At 70.9% G+C, this 18716-nt stretch carries 19 protein-coding genes; 5 read left to right on the forward strand and 14 right to left on the reverse strand.

What is annotated here, in order from left to right; translation table 11 throughout:
* Positions 1-88: 88 nt before the first annotated feature.
* The 8 genes from AB0I52_RS17290 to clpS form a co-directional block, all read right to left on the reverse strand.
* A complete protein-coding gene (locus AB0I52_RS17290; protein ID WP_363073377.1) occupies positions 89-841 on the reverse strand; it encodes an MBL fold metallo-hydrolase in 753 nt (250 codons plus the stop codon).
* Positions 842-1205: 364 nt separating this feature from the next.
* Positions 1206-2156, reverse strand: a complete 951-nt coding sequence (locus AB0I52_RS17295) for a cysteine synthase (protein WP_363073379.1) — start codon at positions 2154-2156, stop codon at positions 1206-1208.
* Positions 2156-2434 (reverse strand): MoaD/ThiS family protein, encoded by a 279-nt coding sequence (locus AB0I52_RS17300; protein WP_362965031.1) that lies wholly within the window; start codon positions 2432-2434, stop codon positions 2156-2158. The genes AB0I52_RS17295 and AB0I52_RS17300 overlap by 1 nt, the downstream gene beginning before the upstream one ends.
* Positions 2435-2558: 124 nt before the next feature.
* Complete coding sequence (locus AB0I52_RS17305) at positions 2559-2684, reverse strand: putative leader peptide (RefSeq protein ID WP_311305474.1); 126 nt, start codon at positions 2682-2684, stop codon at positions 2559-2561.
* 133 nt (positions 2685-2817) lie between these two features.
* Positions 2818-3249: a M67 family metallopeptidase gene (locus tag AB0I52_RS17310; protein ID WP_363073381.1), complete on the reverse strand. Its 432-nt coding sequence runs from the start codon at positions 3247-3249 to the stop codon at positions 2818-2820.
* A 124-nt stretch (positions 3250-3373) separates the two neighbouring features.
* Positions 3374-4807, reverse strand: coding sequence for an amino acid permease (locus AB0I52_RS17315; protein WP_363073383.1), 1434 nt, complete (start codon positions 4805-4807; stop codon positions 3374-3376).
* 212 nt (positions 4808-5019) lie between these two features.
* The gene (locus AB0I52_RS17320; protein ID WP_363073385.1) at positions 5020-5604 is read right to left on the reverse strand and encodes a DUF2017 domain-containing protein; all 585 of its coding nucleotides are present in this window, start codon (positions 5602-5604) and stop codon (positions 5020-5022) included.
* 41 nt (positions 5605-5645) lie between these two features.
* On the reverse strand, positions 5646-5960 hold the full coding sequence (clpS, locus tag AB0I52_RS17325; RefSeq protein WP_363073387.1) for an ATP-dependent Clp protease adapter ClpS: 315 nt from the start codon (positions 5958-5960) through the stop codon (positions 5646-5648).
* Between the two features lie 102 nt (positions 5961-6062).
* Between clpS and AB0I52_RS17330 the strand changes: the two genes are divergently transcribed.
* Together AB0I52_RS17330 and AB0I52_RS17335 are read left to right on the forward strand one after the other, a co-directional pair.
* A complete protein-coding gene (locus tag AB0I52_RS17330; RefSeq protein WP_363073389.1) occupies positions 6063-7391 on the forward strand; it encodes a nicotinate phosphoribosyltransferase in 1329 nt (442 codons plus the stop codon).
* Positions 7392-7533: 142 nt separating this feature from the next.
* Complete coding sequence (locus AB0I52_RS17335; protein ID WP_363073391.1) at positions 7534-8118, forward strand: isochorismatase family protein; 585 nt, start codon at positions 7534-7536, stop codon at positions 8116-8118.
* Positions 8119-8128: 10 nt separating this feature from the next.
* On the opposite strand, the gene AB0I52_RS17340 is transcribed toward AB0I52_RS17335, so the two are convergent.
* Both AB0I52_RS17340 and AB0I52_RS17345 read right to left on the reverse strand, forming a co-directional pair.
* The gene (locus AB0I52_RS17340; RefSeq protein ID WP_363073393.1) at positions 8129-8461 is read right to left on the reverse strand and encodes a hypothetical protein; all 333 of its coding nucleotides are present in this window, start codon (positions 8459-8461) and stop codon (positions 8129-8131) included.
* Positions 8462-8585: 124 nt separating this feature from the next.
* Positions 8586-10985, reverse strand: a complete 2400-nt coding sequence (locus AB0I52_RS17345) for an immune inhibitor A domain-containing protein (protein ID WP_363073395.1) — start codon at positions 10983-10985, stop codon at positions 8586-8588.
* A 370-nt stretch (positions 10986-11355) separates the two neighbouring features.
* Between AB0I52_RS17345 and AB0I52_RS17350 the strand changes: the two genes are divergently transcribed.
* Positions 11356-11682 carry a hypothetical protein gene (locus AB0I52_RS17350; protein WP_363073397.1) on the forward strand — a complete coding sequence of 109 codons (327 nt, stop codon included), beginning with the start codon at positions 11356-11358 and terminating at the stop codon, positions 11680-11682.
* A 122-nt stretch (positions 11683-11804) separates the two neighbouring features.
* On the opposite strand, the gene AB0I52_RS17355 is transcribed toward AB0I52_RS17350, so the two are convergent.
* Complete coding sequence (locus AB0I52_RS17355) at positions 11805-12479, reverse strand: RDD family protein (protein WP_363073399.1); 675 nt, start codon at positions 12477-12479, stop codon at positions 11805-11807.
* Positions 12480-12643: 164 nt separating this feature from the next.
* Positions 12644-14431: an RDD family protein gene (locus tag AB0I52_RS17360; RefSeq protein WP_363073401.1), complete on the reverse strand. Its 1788-nt coding sequence runs from the start codon at positions 14429-14431 to the stop codon at positions 12644-12646.
* A 209-nt stretch (positions 14432-14640) separates the two neighbouring features.
* On the opposite strand from AB0I52_RS17360, the gene AB0I52_RS17365 reads away from it, so the two are divergent.
* Positions 14641-15117 carry an SsgA family sporulation/cell division regulator gene (locus AB0I52_RS17365; protein ID WP_363073403.1) on the forward strand — a complete coding sequence of 159 codons (477 nt, stop codon included), beginning with the start codon at positions 14641-14643 and terminating at the stop codon, positions 15115-15117.
* A 14-nt stretch (positions 15118-15131) separates the two neighbouring features.
* On the opposite strand, the gene AB0I52_RS17370 is transcribed toward AB0I52_RS17365, so the two are convergent.
* The gene (locus tag AB0I52_RS17370; RefSeq protein WP_363073405.1) at positions 15132-16499 is read right to left on the reverse strand and encodes an FAD-linked oxidase C-terminal domain-containing protein; all 1368 of its coding nucleotides are present in this window, start codon (positions 16497-16499) and stop codon (positions 15132-15134) included.
* 97 nt (positions 16500-16596) lie between these two features.
* On the opposite strand from AB0I52_RS17370, the gene AB0I52_RS17375 reads away from it, so the two are divergent.
* Positions 16597-18261 (forward strand): tetratricopeptide repeat protein, encoded by a 1665-nt coding sequence (locus AB0I52_RS17375; RefSeq protein WP_363073407.1) that lies wholly within the window; start codon positions 16597-16599, stop codon positions 18259-18261.
* A gap of 62 nt (positions 18262-18323) precedes the next feature.
* Here AB0I52_RS17375 and AB0I52_RS17380 read toward each other — a convergent pair.
* Positions 18324-18716, reverse strand: a 393-nt coding sequence (locus AB0I52_RS17380; protein WP_363073409.1) for a PASTA domain-containing protein, incomplete at its 5' end; no start/stop codon positions are given.

Genomic DNA, 18716 nt, shown 5'->3' on the forward strand with positions numbered 1-18716 from the left:
CCGGACAACGAGCTGACCGTGCCGACCCCGATCGTCAACCCGAACCCCGGCGGGAAGGTGAGGGCTCCGTCGTGCGTACGGAACGACGTCAGATCTCGTAGACCGCGCCCGGGACCGCCAGCTCCGTCGGGCCGTCGAAGACCTCGCGGGCGTCGCACAGGTTGCGGCCGGCGTCGGTCCACGGCGGGATGTGGGTGAGGACCAGGCGCCCCACCCCGGCGCGGGCGGCGAGCTCGCCTGCCTCGCGGCCGTTGAGGTGGAGGTCCGGGATGTCCTCCTTGCCGTGGACGAACGACGCCTCGCAGAGGAAGAGGTCGGCACCCTCGGCCAGCTCGTCCAGGGCCTCGCAGGTACCGGTGTCGCCCGAGTACGTGAGCGACCTGCCGCCGTGCTCGATGCGGATGCCGAACGTTTCGACGGGGTGCCGGAGCTTCTCCGTACGGACCGAGAAGGGGCCGATCTCGAACGAGCCGGGCTTCAGCGTGTGGAAGTCGAAGACCTCGCCCATCGCGTCGTCGGACGGGGTGTCGGCGTGGGCGGTGGTGAGCCGCTGCTCCGTGCCGTCCGGACCGTAGACCGGGATGGGGGCCAGGCGTCCGCCCTCGTGCGGGTAGTAGCGGACGACGAAGTACGCGCACATGTCGATGCAGTGATCGGCATGGAGGTGACTGAGGAAGATGGCGTCGAGGTCGTAGAGACCGACGTGGCGCTGCAGCTCGCCGAGGGCGCCGTTGCCCATGTCGAGGAGCAGCCGGAAGCCGTCGGCCTCTACGAGGTAGCTCGAGCATGCCGATCCCGCGGACGGGAACGAGCCGGAGCATCCGACGACGGTGAGCTTCATGGAGCGTGAACCTCCGAGACGTGGGAACGGGGAGGGTTCGTGCGGTTCGTGGAGCGGTTTGTTGAGCGTAAGGCGCGAAAGACCTGGTCGCTCCTCCGGGGCCTGCCGTTGTGGGGGAACTCACCTGCGCTGTCACCGGTTCGATGGAAGGGGTGCGGGTGGGGCGCGCGGGTGGGGGTCCGCCCGCGGCGGGACTTGCCCCCTCCCCGCCCCTTCCCGCAGCCGGCGCTCCGAGCGAATCAAGCCCCTCCGGCGATCGAGGAGCGGGGGTCCGGGGGCAGCGCCCCCGGGAACGGCGAAACGCCGGGGGCCGGACCGGTGTGGTCCGAGCCCCCGGCGTCCGGGGTGGGTACAGCGTGCGGGCCTACGCCCAGAGCTGGCCCTGGAGCGTTTCGATCGCGGCCTCCGTCGTGGGCGCCGTGTACACGCCCGTGGACAGGTACTTCCAGCCGCCGTCGGCGACGACGAAGACGATGTCGGCCGGTTCGCCGGCCTTGACCGCCTTGTTGCCCACGCCGATCGCGGCGTGCAGCGCGGCGCCGGTGGAGACGCCCGCGAAGATGCCCTCCTGCTGGAGGAGTTCGCGGGTGCGGGTGACGGCGTCGGCGGAGCCGACGGAGAAGCGGGTGGTGAGGACCGAGGCGTCGTAGAGCTCGGGAACGAAGCCCTCGTCGAGGTTGCGCAGGCCGTAGACCAGGTCGTCGTAGCGCGGCTCGGCCGCGACGATCCTGATGCCCTCGACGTGCTCGCGCAGATAGCGGCCCACGCCCATGAGCGTGCCCGTCGTGCCGAGGCCCGCCACGAAGTGGGTGATCGACGGGAGGTCGGCGAGGATCTCCGGGCCGGTGGTGGCGTAGTGGGCGCCCGCGTTGTCCGGGTTGCCGTACTGGTAGAGCATCACCCAGTCGGGGTGCTGCGCCGACAGCTCCTTGGCGACGCGGACGGCGGTGTTGGAGCCGCCGGCCGCCGGGGAGGAGATGATCTCGGCGCCCCACATGGTGAGCAGGTCGCGGCGCTCCTGCGAGGTGTTCTCGGGCATGACGCAGACGATGCGGTAGCCCTTGAGCGTGGCCGCCATGGCGAGCGAGATGCCGGTGTTGCCGCTGGTGGGTTCGAGGATGGTGCAGCCGGGGGTGAGCCGGCCGTCCTTCTCCGCCTGCTCGACCATGTGGAGCGCGGGGCGGTCCTTGATCGAGCCGGTGGGGTTGCGGTCCTCCAGCTTGGCCCAGATGCGGACGTCGTCCGACGGTGACAGCCGCGGCAGGCGGACGAGCGGGGTGTTGCCCACTGCGGCGAGCGGGCTGTCGTAGCGCATCAGTTCATGCCGCCGGCGACGGCCGGGAGGATGGTGATGCTGTCGCCGTCGCTGAGCTTGGTGGAGATGCCGTCGAGGAAGCGGACGTCCTCGTCGTTGAGGTACACGTTCACGAAGCGGCGGAGCTCCTCGCCGTCGACGATGCGCTCACGGATGCCGGTGTGGCGCGTCTCCAGGTCCTTGAAGAGGTCGGCGAGGGTCTCTCCGTTGGCCTCGACGGCCTTGGCGCCGTCGGTGTAGGTGCGGAGGATGGTCGGGATGCGGACCTCGATGGCCATGGCGTGGGCTCCTGTCGAAGCGGAGTGGTGGCGGTGGGCGTGGGACGCGCGGCTGTGCCCCCGCGCAGGGTGGTGCGTGTGTCCGGTGGCGCCCGGCCGGGGCGGCGCCGGGCCTCGGCCCGGCTCAGGCCTCGCGGCCGGCGGTCCGATGGTTCGTACAGATCGCGCTGGAGAGCCGGCACAGATCGACGTGCAGGCGCGCCACGAGCAGCGTGCCCGGCGTCTTGTCGCTCACGTCATGGAGAACCATGCGCTCATCGTATCGATTCCCGGTCCGGAATCCGGAATGTGATCTCAGCTGATGGATGGCCGGCGTTCGGCAGGTGGACAGGGCCGCGGTGGCGGCCCTGTCCGGCCGCAGAAGCGGGTCCCGGTGGCCGGGGTCAGGCGGCGCTGTAGGCGTCGACGACCTCGACGTCCTCCTCGGTGATCTCGCCGTCCACGATGCGGTAGGAGCGGAACTGGAAGGGCCCCGCGTCGTCGATGTCGGCGGTCGACACGAGGACGTAGTGGGCGCCCGGTTCGTTGGCGTAGGTGACATCGGTGCGGGAGGGGTAGGCCTCGGTCGCCGTGTGCGAGTGGTAGACGATCACGGGTTCCTCGTCGCGGTCGTCCATGCCTCGGTAGAGCTTGAGGAGATCGGCCGAGTCGAATTCGTAGAACGTGGGCGAGCGGGCCGCGTTGAGCATGGGGATGAAGCGTTCGGCGCGGCCCGTTCCGGCCGGCCCGGCGACCACGCCGCACGCCTCGTCGGGGTGGTCGGCGCGGGAGTGCGCGACGATCTGGTCGTACAGCGCCTGGGTGATGGTCAGCATGGCGCCCAGGATAGGACGACGGGCCCCCGTGTACCGAGGAGTGGTACGCGGGCGCCCGCATCGTGGACGCGACCCTTGGGGCGACTGCCCGGCCGGCCGCCCGACCGGGGAGGTGCCGGTGGTCTCAGCGGCCGGCGAAGGCCTTGTTCCCGGGGTTGCGGGCCCTGAGCACCAGGTACGAGACGCCGAGGACCAGGGCCCACAGGGGGGCGCAGTACAGCGAGATCCTGGCGTCCTTGTCGATGCCCATCATCACGATGACCATGCCGATGAAGGCGAGGGCGAAGACGCTGGTGTACGGGGCGCCGGGGGCCCGGAAGCCGGACTGCGGGAGGACGCCGCGGTCGGCCAGCCTGCGGTAGCGGAGCTGGCTGATCAGGATCATGATCCAGGCCCACATGCCGGAGATGGTGGCGAAGGAGACGACGTAGGTGAAGGCGTCACCGGGCCACTGGTAGTTGATCCAGACGCCGACGAGCATGAGGGCGGCCGAGACGGTGGTGCCGACGAGCGGGGTGCCGCTCCTGGTCAGCCGGGTGAAGGCCTTCGGGCCCTGTCCGTTGAGCGCGAGGTCGCGCAGCATCCGGCCGGTGGAGTACATGCCGGAGTTGCAGGAGGAGAGGGCCGCGGTGAGGACGACGAAGTTGACGATGCCCGCGCCGAGGCCGAGGCCCATCTTCTGGAAGGCGGCGACGAAGGGCGAGATGCCCGGCTGGAACTCGGTCCAGGGGACCACCGAGAGGATCATGACGAGGGCGCCGACGTAGAAGACGGCGATGCGCCACGGCACGGTGTTGATCGCCTTGGGCAGGACGCTCTTCGGGTCCTTGGACTCGCCCGCGGTGACGCCGACGAGTTCGACGGCGAGGAAGGCGAACATCACGATCTGCAGGGTCATCAGGGTGCCCGAGATGCCGTGCGGGAAGAAGCCTCCGTCGGCCCAGAGGTGGGTGACGGACGCGGAGTCACCGGCGTCCGAGAAGCCGAGGGTGAGGATTCCGGCGCAGATGAGGATCATGCCGACGATGGCGGTGACCTTGACCATCGAGAACCAGAATTCGAGTTCGCCGAAGACCTTCACGGAGATCAGGTTCACGCCGTACAGAATGATCGTGAAGATCAGTGCGGAGACCCATTGCGGGATGTCGAACCAGAACGTCATGTACTGGGCCGCCGCGGTGACTTCGGTGATTCCGGTGACGACCCAGAAGAGCCAGTACGTCCAGCCGGTGACAAAGCCGGCGAAGGGCCCGATGAATTCGCGGGCGTACTCCGAGAAGGAGCCCGAGACCGGGCGGTACATGAGGAGTTCGCCCAGGGCCCGCATGATGAAGAAGATCACCAGGCCTGCGACGGCATAGGCCAGGACGAGGCTGGGACCGGCCTTGGCGATGGCCTTGCCCGCACCGAGGAAGAGGCCGGTGCCGATGGCCCCGCCGATCGCGATCATCTGGATCTGGCGTGCCCCGAGAGCGCGTTGATAGCCCTCGGCCGAGGTCGCGTCCACTGCCGCGGCCTGCGGTTCCTCCTGTCCCTCTTCGACCTTCGCCGATGTCATGTGGTGCGCCTTTCTCCACGCCGGTCCGCGCCTTGCGGCTGCGGACCAGGCCCGATCCACCGGACATTACGTGGCACACACCACAGGAGAAAGCGGACAAAGGCATTCGGGTTGCACGAGGAAGGTCGATCAGGTGACGTGACCGCTATTCGGATTCGAGCATCCCCGAGCGAACACGGAACGGGCCGGATCCGGCCCTCGGCCGGGCCGCGTTACGGCATCAAGGTCTCGATGAGTGTTTCCTGGAGTGCGCCCAGCCAGAGATAGGCCATGACCATGGGCTTGCGCGGATCGCTGTCGGGGAGCCGGTAGAGGGAGCCTTCCTCGCCGTCGTCCTCGTCGGAGACCTCCAGCCGGGCGCCGATGGTCAGCCGCAGGTCGTTGAGGGACCCCAGCCAGCTGCGGCACTCCTCGGCGGTGAGCCGGAGCACGGCGCCGCCGTCCCCGGCGGGCGCGAGCCCGTCCAGGGTGCGTACGACGACGAGGGCGTCGTCGCGCTTGCGGGTGCGCAGGTCGTTCTCGGTGAAGCGGCGGAACTCGGCGGAGGCGGCGCGCAGTTCGTCATCCTCGTCGCCGTAGGCCTCGGGGAAGAGACGGGCGAGGGCGGGGTCGGTGGGCGGTTCGCTGGGGCCCTCGGCGAAGAGCGCGGCGAGCGGGTCCTCGCCCTCGGCGGGTTCGTCGCCGGGGCCGATGAGCTCCAGCAGCTGGACGACGAGGGAGCGCAGGATCGCGATCTCCACCTCGTCGAGCGCGACGGCCGCGCCGCCGCCGGGGGTGGCCTCGAAGTGGCCGGCCATGGGTTCTCTCCGATGGTGGTCGGGCGGGGCGGGGCAGTCTGTTAGTTGCGGTCCTGGGTGAGTGTGGCCCACAGCCCGTAGCCGTGCATCGCCTGGACGTCGCGCTCCATCTCCTCGCGGCTTCCGCTGGAGACGACGGCGCGGCCCTTCTGATGGACGTCGAGCATGAGCTTGTGGGCCTTGTCCTTCGAATAGCCGAAGTAGGCCTGGAAGACATAGGTCACATAGCTCATGAGGTTGACCGGGTCGTTGTGGACCAGCGTCACCCAGGGGACGTCGGGCTCGGGGACGACGAGGTTCTCCTCGGCCGATTCGGGACGTTCGATCTCTACGGGGGCGACGCTCACGTACCCCATGCTGCCATCCGGGAGGGGGCATCGCACAAACGGCACCGGCACCGCGCCGGGCGCTGCACCCCCATCTCGTCACTTTGACGAAATAGAGGTAGCATCCCCGGCATGAACTCTGCGGACCTTGGGCGACGGGTCGGTGTGCCCTCGACAGCTCTCTTCACCGACCAGTACGAGCTCACGATGGTGCAGGCCGCGCTGAAGGCCGGCACCGCCGACCGGCGCTCGGTCTTCGAGGCGTTCACCCGCCGGCTGCCCGAGGGGCGGCGCTACGGCGTCGTCGCGGGCATCGGGCGGGTTCTGGACGCGGTCGAGAACTTCCACTTCGACGACGAGATGCTCGCCTTCCTGCGCGACCAGGACGTCGTCGACGGGCCGACACTCGACTATCTGGCCGATTACCGCTTCAGCGGGGACATCTGGGGCTACCCGGAGGGCGAGGTGTACTTCCCCGGCTCGCCGATCCTGCGGGTCGAGGGCTCCTTCGCCGAGTGCGTGCTGCTGGAGACGGTGATCCTGTCGGTCCTCAACCACGACTCGGCGATCGCCGCCGCGGCCTCGCGGATGTCGTCGGCGGCGGGCGGGCGCGGGCTGATCGAGATGGGCGCACGACGCACCCATGAGCTGTCGGCGGTGGCCTCGGCCCGTGCCGCGTACATCGGCGGTTTCGACACCACCTCCGACCTCGCCGCGGGCTTCCGCTACAACATCCCGACCGTCGGGACGAGCGCCCACGCCTTCACCCTGCTGCACGACTCCGAGCGCGACGCGTTCCGGGCCCAGGTCGACTCGCTGGGGCGCGACACGACGCTGCTGGTCGACACGTACGACGTGACGGCGGCGGTCCGTACGGCGGTCGAGGTCGCCGGGACCGGGCTGGGCGCGGTCCGGATCGACTCCGGCGACCTGCTGCTGGTCGCGCACCGGGTGCGCCAGCAGCTCGACGAGCTGGGCGCGACGGACACGAAGATCGTGGTGACCTCGGACCTGGACGAGTACGCCATCGCCTCGCTGGCCGCGGCGCCCGTGGACGCGTACGGGGTGGGCACGCAGCTGGTGACCGGCAGCGGGCAGCCCACCTGCTCGATGGTCTACAAGCTGGTGGCGCGGGCCGCCTCCGCCGATCCGGCGGACCCGCTGCGGCCGGTGGCGAAGAAGTCGCTGGGCGCGAAGACCTCCATCGGCGGCCGCAAGTGGGCGGCGCGACGGCTGGACGGGGACGGGGTGGCCGAGGCCGAGGTGATCGGGACCGGCCCGGTGCCGCCGGAGCTGGCCGGCCGGCAGCTGCTGGTGGAGCTGGTCAGGGCCGGTGAGGTGGTCGCGCGGGAGCCGCTGGACGCGGCCCGGGAGCGGCACATCGCCTCGCGGGCGGGGCTGCCGATGTCCGCGATGCAGCTGTCTCGGGGCGAGCCGGTGATTCCCACGGAGTACGTGTGAGGGGGGTGCGGACGCCCTCGGGCTCGCCGGACCCGTCCCGAACGCGCAGGGCTCTCCCTGAGGCCCGTCCGAGTCTCTAGGCTCGTAGTCACCCCCGTAACCGCCGTTGCGCTGTTCCCTCCCCCACCGAAGGACACCCGCCATGCACCGCGCCTTGATCGTCGTGGACGTTCAGAACGACTTCTGTGAGGGCGGCAGCCTCGCGGTGGCGGGGGGTGCCGATGTCGCCGCCGCCATCACGGACCTGATCGGCGAGGCCCAGCCCGGCTACCGGCACGTGGTGGCCACCCGTGATCACCACATCGACCCCGGCGGCCACTTCTCGTCGGCGCCGGACTTCGAGCACTCCTGGCCGCCGCACTGTGTGGCCGGTACGGAGGGAGTGGGCTTCCACCCCAATTTCGCGCCCGCGGTCGCCTCCGGCTCGATCGACGCGGTCTTCGACAAGGGTGCGTACGCCGCGGCGTACAGCGGCTTCGAGGGCCTGGACGAGAACGGCGTGGGGCTGGCCGAGTGGCTGCGCGACCGCGGGGTGACCGCGGTCGACGTGGTCGGTATCGCGACCGATCACTGCGTCCGGGCCACCGCGCTGGACGCGGTCCGCGAGGGCTTCGCCACGCACGTACTGCTCGACCTGACCGCGGGCGTCGCCGAGGCGACCACGGACCGGGCGCTGACGGAGCTCAGGGAGGCGGGCGTGGCGCTCGCCGGCAAGCCCGTGGTGTAGCGGGGCCGGGTCAGCTCTGCCGGGCCGGCAGGGCGGGCCTCAGGAGCGCCCGGATCGGGTGCCAGAGTTCCTGGGCCCGCTCGGGTCTCGCGCGCCACAGCACGCCGTCCGGGTGGTGCAGGACGGCGGTGATCTCGTCCGGGGTGGGTGGCTCGGCGTTGCCGCGGAGGTAGACGGCGCGCAGTCCCAGGTTGCGCAGCCGGGTCAGTGCGCGGGCCCGGTTGGCCGCGTGCACCAGGACGCGGACCGGTGTGTCCGGCCCCACGCTCTGCGCCGGACTCGGCAGTGTGATCGCGACGACCACACTGCCGTTCGGCAACTTGCTGAATCCTCCGCCTGCCATACTCCGCGCTCCCCCGTGAGACGTTGTGTCAATAAGAATCGGAACAAGAGGCACCTAAACACGATCGGCCGCCGCCCGCTAGAGGGCGACGGCCGATCATGCTCTGACCTGCGGTGATAACGGACTACTTGTGCGAGGCGCCAACCCGGACGGTCATCGTGGAGCCGCTGAGCGGCTCGCTGATGATCGAAATCCTGGTGTTGGTGTCAGCGACCTGCACGCTTCCGGTCTTGTTCTCCTTGTACCAGTAGGTTCCCTTGTGGTCGTCGAAGACCGGCACGCCGAGCTGCGGCTTGATCTTCGTGGCCACGTCACCGAGGTGGAGCGTGAAACCGTCGGTGGGGTACCAGCTGAACGGAGCGTCGAAGGGCTGGATCTTGTTGCGGATGACGGTGCCGTCAGACCACTTCAGCGGCTTGGCGTGCGCGTCGACCGGCAGGATCAGGCCCTGGCCCGGGTGGGCCGAGACGTTGTTGTCCTTCTGGGAGGTGTCCCAGAGCCAGACGAGCAGACCGTTCTGGTACGGGAAGTGCTCGACCCAGTCCGGACGGGTGTTGGAGAAGCCGAAGTTGTACGGGCCGACCTTGAGGGTCTGGTCGTAGCTGACGTACTGGCGGTTCTCCGCGAGGTAGTACTGCGGGTAGTCCTTGGTGAACGACTTGCCGACCCGCGAGAAGCCCTTGGCGGTCCAGCCGTTGTCGTCGCCCTCGGCGTTGTCCGTGAAGAGCGCGGCACCGTCGGCGTTGACCGCGATGGTGTCGGCCGCGAAGCCCACGCCGCCCGCGCCGCCGTCGGTGGCGTAACGGAAGCGGATGTCGATCTTCTTGCCCGCGTAGGCGTCCAGCGGGAACGAGAGCTTCTGGTACTTGCCGGAGACGTCGGTCAGGGCCGGCTTGTCACTGGCGTCGCGCGGGATCGCCTTGCCGTCGGCGGTGCCGTCGATCGCGGTCCAGCTGGTGCCGCCGTTCTCGGAGACCTCGGTGTAGAGGTAGTCGTAGTCCGCCTCGATGTCCCACCAGCCGGCGAGGTCGAGGGAGGCCTTGGACTTGCCGGTGAGGTCGACCGGGCGCGACAGGGTGTTGCTGAGGTTGTCACCCATGTCGCTCCACCACTGCTTGGTGCCCTCAGCGGGCTCCGTGACGGCGGTGGTGACGGCCTTCTCGGGCAGCGTGACGACGAGCGCCTGCTTGTCCTTGGTGTTGTACTCGGACACGCCCAGCTTGTGGGTCGACTTCGTCGCGGCCTTGGCCTCGCCGTAGTTGAGCCAGCCCAGCTGGAGCTTGTCCCAGGCGGTCATGTCGCCCGGCATGTCACCGATGCTGTTCTTACCGGTGCCGAGCCAGGAGCCCGCCGACATCAGGGACCAGAAACCGACCGAGTTCTCGGCGGTGTTGGTGGTGTCGTAGAGGTCCGGCAGACCGAGGTCGTGGCCGTACTCGTGGGCGAAGACGCCCAGGCCGCCGTTCTCGGGCTGCGCGGTGTAGTCGCCGACCCAGATGCCGGTGTCACCGATCTGGGCGCCGCCGGCCTTGTTCTCTGCCGGGCCGGTCGCGCCGGCGTCCGTGCCGTAGGCGTACCAGCGGTGCGCCCAGATGGCGTTGGTGCCCTCGACGCCGCCGCCGGCCGACTCGTCCTCACCGGCGTGCACGACCTGGAAGTGGTCGATGTAGCCGTCCGGCTCGTTGAAGTCGCCGTCGTTGTCGTAGTCGTAGCGGTCCCACTGGTCGTACTGGGCGAGATCGGTCTTGATCTGCTCGGGCGTACGGCCCTTGGCCTTCTGGTCGGCGGCCCAGGCGTTCACGCCGTCCTTGACCATGTCCCAGGCGTTGGCGCAGTTGGTCGAACCGCAGTAGTTCGAGCCGTAGCGCGCCTCGTTGTACGGGACCTTGACCCAGTCGGAGACCTCGCCGTCCACCGAGTAGCGCCCGGAGGACGTCTTCTCGTAGTACGTCTTGAGCGAGTTCTTGCCGGCACCCGTGCCGAAGTACAGGTCCTGGAAGTGGGCCTGGTTGTAATCGGCCTGCCAGGCGGTGCTGTTGTCCTTCTTGGGGTCCGGCTTGGCTATCTTGTTGTGCGCCGGTCCGGGCGTGCCGCCGTACTTCAGGACGGGGGGCTTGGGGCCTTCGCCGTCCGGGTCGTACGTGGTCGTGCTGTCGACCTTGTCGCCGAACTCCACCAGGACGGTGAAGATCTTGTCGGTCTTCTCGCGGCCGAGCTCGACGTACTTCTTGTCGTCGAGCTTGACGACGTTGGAGCCGCCGCGCGTGGTCACCTTCTTGTCGCCGGATATGACCTGTTCCATGGCGGCCTGACGCTGAGCGTCCTGCTGCTTGCTGAACGGACCTTCCAGGTTGTGCGCGTTGCCCTCGGCCGACCCCGGGTCCCGGCGGTCGACGGCGGAGGCAGCGGTGCCTGACGCCTTGTCATCAGCCTGAGCGGTGGCGAAGGCGGATGCGGTGGCGGCGGTCGCGGCCATGGCCACGACAACCGCTCCGGTGCGAAGCGCCCGTCTCTTAATGATCACGTGATGCAGTCCTCCCCGGCGCCCGCGACTGCGGCCTTGGAGTGTGAGAGGGCCGCGCGCGGAAACGCGTCACAAGTGACGACATTCGACCGGAGTTACGTGAGAAAAGACAGACCTTGACTTGAACAGACCAAGTGCACTATGCAGGAGCACATTTCCGCTATCCGGACGACTGCTCCACGCCCAACCGGCGCGCCGAAGCAGTTCTTTGGCGCGGAGAATGACTCCGTGCGCCCCCCGTGCTCCGGCACTGTGGGTTAGGTCATGCTTACTACCCGTTCCGCGAGGGCATCCACCGTCGTAGAGTCGCTTGACAGTGCGACCCGTGTTGAGAGACCGCCCATCCGACGCCCCGAGGACGGATAACGCCATGCCGCGTCCTACTGCTGCACAGCTCTCCTACGGTTCGGTCACCGTTGTCTTCTCGGCCCTCGCCATGCTGCTGCTGTCCCGTGCGAGTTCGGACCTCGGCATCGCCGTGATCACTACGGCCGCGCTCGCGCTCGGCCTGCTGGTGGCCGTCACCGTGCCCGCTCCGGCGCGCCGCAGGACGGCGACGACGGGTGACGCGGTGTCCGCACACCAGGAGACCCGCCCCGTCGCCGAGCCCGACGGCCGCACCCTGGGCCATGTACAGCGCACGATCCCGGCCGCACGCGCCTCCGCGCGGGTGGGCGAGCACTCACTGCGGCGCTGACGACCGGCGCGACCGGCGGAGCCGGGAAGGCCACGAGAGCCGCGAGACCCGGGAGAGTGCCGACACGCCCTCCCGGCCCGGCCTGCCCCGGACCGTACGGACCACACCACGCGGCTCTGCTCTCAGACCGCGCCCTGGTTGCTGGTGGTCACCACCACCGTCTTGGCCGCCTTGTCCTGGAGGCCCTGCCGGTACGGCTTGTCCGTGAACATCAGCACGATGTTGATCAGCCACCACAGGCACGGGCAGCACAGCAGCGCCGGCAGCCACAGCACCACGGCCCGCAGGAACGAACTCCCGGTGTCCGGCACACTGCCGTCGTTGAGCATCGCGACCCGCAGCTTCAGCAGCCGCTTGCCGGGCGTGCGGCCGTCCTTGTGCGTGAAGTACGTGTCGTACCCGACGTAGATCACCAGGCCGATCAGCGACCAGAGCAGCTGATGGCCGCTGTACGTCTGGGCGAAGAGGTCACCGACACCGTCGTTGCCGTTGTTGTTGTTCGAGACCTCCACCGCACCGCCCCAGGGCAGCGAGATCAGGTACAGCGGGATCGAGATGATCAGGAAGTCGATCAGCCGGGCCAGGATGCGCTTGCCGGGCTCGGCGAGCGGCGGCATGCCCGCCAGCGGATCCGCGGCACCGAACTGGCCTCCGCCATGCGGGCCGGGGCCGTACGGCGGGGGCGGCGGCGCGCTGTCGTAGGGCGAACCCGATGACGGCGGCTGGGGCTCGTGCGGCTTCTTGAGGAACGGGTCGTCCTCGGGCGGCTGACCGGACGTCGGCTGATCGTTGCTCATGGGGGCAGTGCACCCCGCCCCACGGGCGCCCGCAACGGCTCAGGTGCTTTCGGGGGAACGGAGACCGTCCGGCGGCCCATCACCCGATGAGCCGTCAGCCGTACGGGGCCGCGCCGGCCGCGAGGGTACGGACCCGCTCCGCCGGCCGAGCAGGTACGTCCCGCTCAGCCGGCCACGAAGGTGCGGGCCGCCTTGTCGTGCCAGCACTGGCGCCACGGCTTGTCGATCAGGCACCACAGCACGTTGACCGCCCCGATCACCAGGACGCCCAGCACGCCGTAGACCAGCCAGCGGCGCAGGGCGGCGCCGAAGGTGGGCGCCGAGCCGGACTCGATGTCCCGCACGTCGAGTCCGCAGAGCTTCTTGCCGAGCGTACGGCCCCACTTCGCGGTCGGCAGCGCCTCCAGGAGGGCGCCCAGCACCAGGAACGCGACGAGGACCGCGGCGGCCAGGCCGGCCGTGGTGGAGTCCAGCAGCCAGACGGTGACCGTCTCGCCGGACAGCTTGGCCGCGTCGATCTTCTCGTTGATGTGGTCCGTGGCCCGCGTCGTGAGGGGGAGGGCGACGGCGCCGACGAGCGCGGCCAGCACCGCGGTGTCGATGAGCCGGGCGGCGAACCGCTTGCCGAGCGCGGCCGGCCGGGCGGCCGTCCGGGCCGCCGCGAGCTGCTGGAAGTGGTCGTTGACCGGGGGCTTCCAGGGCACGACGGGCTGGTCGGGCTGAGGCGCCTGGGACTGTTGGGGACCGTGGGGCTGGTGAGGAGCCTGGGGCTGCTGAGCTGCCCGGGACTGGTGAGGAGCCTGGGACTCTTGAGCTGTCCGGGGCTGCTGAGGCGCCTGGGACTGCTGAGGGAAAGCGGCCTGCTGCTGCCGCGCGGGCGCCTGAGGCAGGGCGGGCTGTTCGGGCCGGGCCTGCTGCGGGGCCTGCTGCGGGGCCTGCTGGGCCCAGGAGGTGCCGGGGCCGCGCGTGGGCGGGCCGTTGAGCCGGGCCGGGTCCTGGGCGGCCGGGTCCTGCCGCGCGGGGCCCGGAGCGGGCGCGGAGGCCCGGGACGGGGCCGGTGCGGCGGGCGCGGAGGCCTGCGGGGCGGCCGGGGAGACGGCCGGGCCGATCGCGCGGATCGCCATGGTGCCGTCGACGGCGAGCTGTTCGGCGGGCTGCTGTTCCGCGTCGCGCGGGACCGGGGGCCGGCGGCCGGGTCCCACGGCGCGGATCGACACCGTGCCGTCGGCGGGCGGACGCCCCGCGTCGCGGTCGCCGCCACCGGAGCGGTCGGGGCGCAGCGCCCGGATGGCGACGGTGTTCCCGGCCGCGTCGCCACCGCCGTCCCGCATGCCCGGCACCACGCCGCGCTCGGGGTCCGGCGGCACGGGCCGGCGCGGGTCCGCGGGAGCACGGTCGGCGCCGGGGCGGACGGCCGGCGAACGGTCGCCGGATGGGCGGACCGCCAGGGAGCGGTCGGCGGGCGGGCCGGCTGCCGGGGAACTGCCCGCGGGCGTACGCGGGTCGGGGCCGGACGCCGGCTGTTCGTCCTGGTGTGCGGGCTGTCCGCCGCCCCAGGAGACCCGGCGGTCGCGCTCGCCGCCGAAGCCGTTCTGCCGGGAGACGTCGGCCTGCCAGGCGTGCGACGGTCCGGGCCGGCCGCCGTCCTGCGGCTCCTCGTCGAAGAACAACGGACCGGTCTCGTCCACCGGGGCAGGGTCGGGCCGCTGCGGTTCGGAGCGTTGAGGTTCGGGGCGTTGGGGTTCCGGGCGTTGGGGTTCGGGCCGCTCCGGTTCGGCCGTCTCCGGGACGGGTGCCGAGGGCATCGCCTCGCCTCGCTGCGGGGCGGGCCTGCTCGTACCGGGCACCCACGAAGCGCCGTTCCAGTACCGGACGTATCCGGGAATGGACGGGTCTGGGTAGTACCCCTCGCGGGGGCTTTCGTCACCGGGTGCCGGGGTTGGGGCGCTCATCACCGTGGTCCCGTATCTCTTCGAGTCTCAGTACAGGGGTCCACATCTACCAGACACCCGCGCACCCCCGTGCCGGTCCGGGTGTTTGGGCCGGTTTCCGGTCGCGCCGAACTTTTTTCCCGAAGTCGCGTAATGGATGGCGGGGAGGGCGCTCTCTCCCTGTGAAGGCCGGTCACGGGACCGGCTCACAGGTCTCGAAAGGACGCCTCATGCACACCGTCGTGGAACGCGAGCTGGAGCTCAAGCTGGTCCTGTCGCCCGAGCGCAGCATCCCCGTGCCCGCCCGGCTGACGTATCGCTCCCAGGACCCGTACGCCGTGCACATCACCTTCCACATCGGCTCGGACGCCCCCGTGTACTGGACGTTCGCCCGCGATCTGCTGGTGGAGGGCGTGTTCCGGCCGTGCGGACACGGGGACGTGCGCATCTGGCCCACCAAGATCGACGGGCGCAACATCATCTGCGTGGCGCTGACCTCGCCCGACGGCAACGCCCTGCTGGAGGTGCCGTCCGCCGCGGTGGCCGCCTGGATGGAGCGGACGCTGCGGGTGGTTCCGCCGGGCACCGAGTCCGAGCGGCTCGGCATCGACGAGGGCCTCGCCGAGCTGCTGGCGCCGCTGCCGGCCGACGACCTGTGGATGAGCGATCCCTGGCCGTCGGACGAGTCGCAGGACGGGGAGAGTTGAGCGGGGGCGCCGGGTCAGAACACCTTGCCCGGGTTGAGCAGCCCCAGCGGGTCGAAGGCCTGCTTGATGCCCCGGTGCAGTTCCAGGCTCACCTCGCCGAGTTCCCGGGCGAGCCACTCCTTCTTGAGCACGCCCACGCCGTGCTCGCCGGTGATCGTGCCGCCGAGTTCGAGGCCGAGCGCCATGATCTCGTCGAAGGACTCGCGGGCCCGCCGGGACTCGTCGGCGTCGGTGTGGTCGAAGCAGACGACGGGGTGGGTGTTGCCGTCGCCCGCGTGGGCGCAGACGCCGATGGTGAGGTCGTACTTCTCGGCGACCGCCGCGGTGCCCTCCAGCATGGCGCCGAGCTTGGAGCGCGGTACGCACACGTCGTCGATCATCGTGGCGGACTTGACGGTCTCCAGGGCGGTGAGCGACATCCGCCGGGCCTGGAGCAGCATCTCGGATTCGGCCGCGTCCTCCGCCGGGACGACCTCGGTGGCGCCGGCGGCCGTGCAGAGTTCGGCGACGGCGGCCAGATCGGCTGCGGGGTCGGGCGTGTCGAAGGCGGCGAGCAGGAGCGCCTCGGTGGAGTCGGGGAGGCCCATGTTCGCCATCTTGTTGACGGCGTGGACCGTCGTACGGTCCATCAGTTCGAGGAGTGACGGGGTGTGACCCCGCTCCATGATCGCGCAGATCGCGTCGCAGGCACTGGCCGCGCTGGGGAACTCGGCGGCCAGGGCGAGCTGCCTGGGCGGCTTCGGCTTGAGCGCGAGCACGGCCTTGACGACGATCCCGAGGCTGCCCTCGGAGCCGACGAGGAGCCGGGTGAGGTCGTAGCCGGCGACGCCCTTCGCGGTGCGGCGGCCGGTGCTGAGGAGGCGTCCGTCCGCGAGGACGACGTCGAGGCCGAGGACGTATTCGGCGGTGACCCCGTACTTGACGCAGCACAGGCCGCCGGAGGCGGTCCCGATGTTGCCGCCGATGGTGCACATCTCCCAGCTGGAGGGGTCCGGCGGGTAGTACAGCCCGTGCGCGTCGACCGCGCGGGACAGCACCGCGTTGATGACGCCGGGTTCCACCACGGCGATCCGGTCGACGGGGCTGATCTCCAGGATGCGGTCCATCCTGATCAGGGAGAGCACGATGCAGCCGTCGGAGGCGTTGGCGGCGCCGGACAGGCCCGTGCGGGCGCCCTGCGGGACGACCGGGACGCGCAGCGCCGTGGCGGTGCGCATGATGTGCTGGACCTGCTCGACGGTGCGTGGGAGCGCGACGACGGCAGGGGCGCCCGCGTCGCAGAAGCTCGCCATGTCGTTGGCGTAGGAGGCGGTGATGTCCGGGTCGGTGATCAGGGCCTCGGCCGGGAGCCCCGCACGCAGCAGTTCGAGAAGATCGTCCATGATCCAAGACTGGCACCCGGGCCCATTGGTGTGAACCCGTATGCGCCAGCCATCCCAAGACGCGGTGTGATCTTCGTACTGACGCAGAGTGATCGGCATGGACGTCACTCCGCAGCAGACCCCGGCGGCCCCCGGGCCGGACCACTCCCCCGACACCGCGTACGCCCCGCCCTGCGAATCCCCTCCGCGCCTGCCGCCGGACCTCGCGTCCCTGGCCGAGCCGCCGCCCGCCTCGCTGCGCACGACCCTGCGCCGGGCCGCGTTCGGCGTGGTGGCGGGTGCGGTGCTGGTGACGGGTGCCGTGGTCGCCGTGCCCGACGAGGACAAGGACGCGGCGCCGCCCGTGGCCGGTCCGGTGTCGCGGGCGATGACCGCGACGGCGGCCGGCTCCCCCGCCTCGCTCTCCGATCTGACGGCGCTCATCGGGGACCGGCAGGCGTGGGTGGGCACCCATCCGTCGGACGCGCGGTCGTGGGCGGTGCTGGGGTCGGCGTACGTGGAGTGGGGGCGGCGGGCCGCGGACGCGGCGTACTACACCCGGGCCGAGCAGGCGCTGAAGCGCTCGCTGAACGTGCAGCCGGGTGACCGGGGGAACGAGGCGGCCTGGGTGGGGCTCGCCTCGCTCGCCAACGCCCGGCACGACTTCGTCACGGCGAAGAAATGGGGCGAGACGGTACGGGCCCGGCTGCCGAAGCAGTGGACGGTGTACCCGGAGCTGATCGACGCGTACAACGGCCTCGGCGACCTCAAGTCGGCGACCACGGCGGTGGAGAAGTACGCGTCGCTGCGCGCGGGCGTCCCGTCGCTGGGCCGGACTGCGGAGATGTACCGCGACCGCGGCTGGCGCGAGGACGCGCTCGCCACCGCGCAGGACGCCGCGAACCGGGCGAGGACGCCCGCGGAGAAGGCGGCCTGCCTCTCCCGGCTGGGCGAGCTGGCCTGGGAACGGGGCGAGCCGGAGGAGGCCGTGGCCCAGTACGGGGCGGCGCTGCGCACCGACCGCGCCCACCACGCCTCCCTCGCCGGCCGGGCGCGCGCGCTGGCGGCCCTCGGCCGCACCGACGAGGCCCAGCGGGACTACCAGGCGGCGCTGGCCAAGTCCCCCCGGCCCGAGTACATGCTGGAGCTGGGCGAGTTGTACGAGTCGCTCGGCCTGGACGGCGACTCCGTCAACCAGTACACGCGGCTGCGCGAGGCGCTGTCCCGCGCCGGGACCCAGGGCGTGGACGAGGCCCTGCTCCTCGGCCGCTTCGAGGCCGCCCACGGCGACGCGGACGCGGCGGCGGAGCAGCTGCTGGCCGACTGGGACCGCGGGCACCACAGCGCGGCGGTGGCCGATGCGCTGGGCTGGGCGCTGCACCGCTCGGGCGACTCGGACTCGGCCCTGGAGTACGCGCGGAAGGCGGTCGACTCGGGCGGCCAGAACGCGTCGTACGCGTACCACCTGGGCATGGTCCAGCGCGCGTTGAACGACTTCGGTCCGGCCCGCCGCAATTTGGAGGAGGCGCTGCGCACCAACCCGAAGTTCTCGCCGCTGGACGCCCCGAGGGCGCAGGAGGCCCTGGACACCATGGGCCTGCCGCCGGCGGGCGGCCCGCAGGACATGCGGCCCGCGCCGCCGCCGGCGCCGCCGCGGGCCGACCAGCCGCAGGTACCGGCCCCGTCCCCCGCACCTCCGGAGCAGGGCGCGGCGGGCGCGGCGGGCCCACCGGCGGCAACCGCGGCCAAGCCGTCCGCCGCGGGGGCCGCGGCCGGCCGCTGACGTCCCCCCGGGCGGTTCCGCGCCCGCGCCGGATCACTTGAGCCTGCGACAGGCTCCTCGGGTCAGCGGGTGCAGAGGGTCAGGTTGATCGTGTCGCCCGGCGAGACGCTGTGCGGGCTGTGCGGCGAGACCCCGATGACGGAAGTCGGCTTGCAGTTGGGCACCGCCTTCTCCGTCACCGTCCCCAACTTCAACCCCGCCTGAACCAACGCGGCCTTCGCGGAACCCGAATCCCAGCCCGTCATGTCGATCTTCTTGCCCGAGATCATCACGGTCGTCGCGTCCGTGTTGCTCGCGGCGGTGGAGCAGAGGGTCAGGTTGATCGTGTCGCCCGGGGAGACACTGTGCGGGCTGTGGGGCGAGACCCCGATGACGGAAGTCGGCTTGCAGTTGGGCACCGCCTTCTCCGTCACCGTCCCCAACTTCAACCCCGCCTGAACCAACGCGGCCTTCGC

Source organism: Streptomyces sp. NPDC050423, assembly GCF_040655445.1.
Lineage (GTDB): Bacteria > Actinomycetota > Actinomycetes > Streptomycetales > Streptomycetaceae > Streptomyces.

What these genes read in the sequence shown, in the direction of transcription:
- AB0I52_RS17340 (WP_363073393.1), bottom strand. Translation starts at nt 8,461, where the DNA reads ATGGCAGGCGGAGGATTCAGCAAGTTGCCGAACGGCAGTGTGGTCGTC.
- AB0I52_RS17350 (WP_363073397.1), top strand. Translation starts at nt 11,356, where the DNA reads ATGCCGCGTCCTACTGCTGCACAGCTCTCCTACGGTTCGGTCACCGTT.
- AB0I52_RS17315 (WP_363073383.1), bottom strand. Translation starts at nt 4,807, where the DNA reads ATGACATCGGCGAAGGTCGAAGAGGGACAGGAGGAACCGCAGGCCGCG.
- AB0I52_RS17330 (WP_363073389.1), top strand. Translation starts at nt 6,063, where the DNA reads ATGAACTCTGCGGACCTTGGGCGACGGGTCGGTGTGCCCTCGACAGCT.
- clpS (WP_363073387.1), bottom strand. Translation starts at nt 5,960, where the DNA reads ATGGGGTACGTGAGCGTCGCCCCCGTAGAGATCGAACGTCCCGAATCG.
- AB0I52_RS17335 (WP_363073391.1), top strand. Translation starts at nt 7,534, where the DNA reads ATGCACCGCGCCTTGATCGTCGTGGACGTTCAGAACGACTTCTGTGAG.
- AB0I52_RS17320 (WP_363073385.1), bottom strand. Translation starts at nt 5,604, where the DNA reads ATGGCCGGCCACTTCGAGGCCACCCCCGGCGGCGGCGCGGCCGTCGCG.
- AB0I52_RS17355 (WP_363073399.1), bottom strand. Translation starts at nt 12,479, where the DNA reads ATGAGCAACGATCAGCCGACGTCCGGTCAGCCGCCCGAGGACGACCCG.
- AB0I52_RS17310 (WP_363073381.1), bottom strand. Translation starts at nt 3,249, where the DNA reads ATGCTGACCATCACCCAGGCGCTGTACGACCAGATCGTCGCGCACTCC.
- AB0I52_RS17300 (WP_362965031.1), bottom strand. Translation starts at nt 2,434, where the DNA reads ATGGCCATCGAGGTCCGCATCCCGACCATCCTCCGCACCTACACCGAC.
- AB0I52_RS17375 (WP_363073407.1), top strand. Translation starts at nt 16,597, where the DNA reads ATGGACGTCACTCCGCAGCAGACCCCGGCGGCCCCCGGGCCGGACCAC.
- AB0I52_RS17290 (WP_363073377.1), bottom strand. Translation starts at nt 841, where the DNA reads ATGAAGCTCACCGTCGTCGGATGCTCCGGCTCGTTCCCGTCCGCGGGA.
- AB0I52_RS17370 (WP_363073405.1), bottom strand. Translation starts at nt 16,499, where the DNA reads ATGGACGATCTTCTCGAACTGCTGCGTGCGGGGCTCCCGGCCGAGGCC.
- AB0I52_RS17365 (WP_363073403.1), top strand. Translation starts at nt 14,641, where the DNA reads ATGCACACCGTCGTGGAACGCGAGCTGGAGCTCAAGCTGGTCCTGTCG.
- AB0I52_RS17305 (WP_311305474.1), bottom strand. Translation starts at nt 2,684, where the DNA reads ATGGTTCTCCATGACGTGAGCGACAAGACGCCGGGCACGCTGCTCGTG.
- AB0I52_RS17360 (WP_363073401.1), bottom strand. Translation starts at nt 14,431, where the DNA reads ATGAGCGCCCCAACCCCGGCACCCGGTGACGAAAGCCCCCGCGAGGGG.
- AB0I52_RS17295 (WP_363073379.1), bottom strand. Translation starts at nt 2,156, where the DNA reads ATGCGCTACGACAGCCCGCTCGCCGCAGTGGGCAACACCCCGCTCGTC.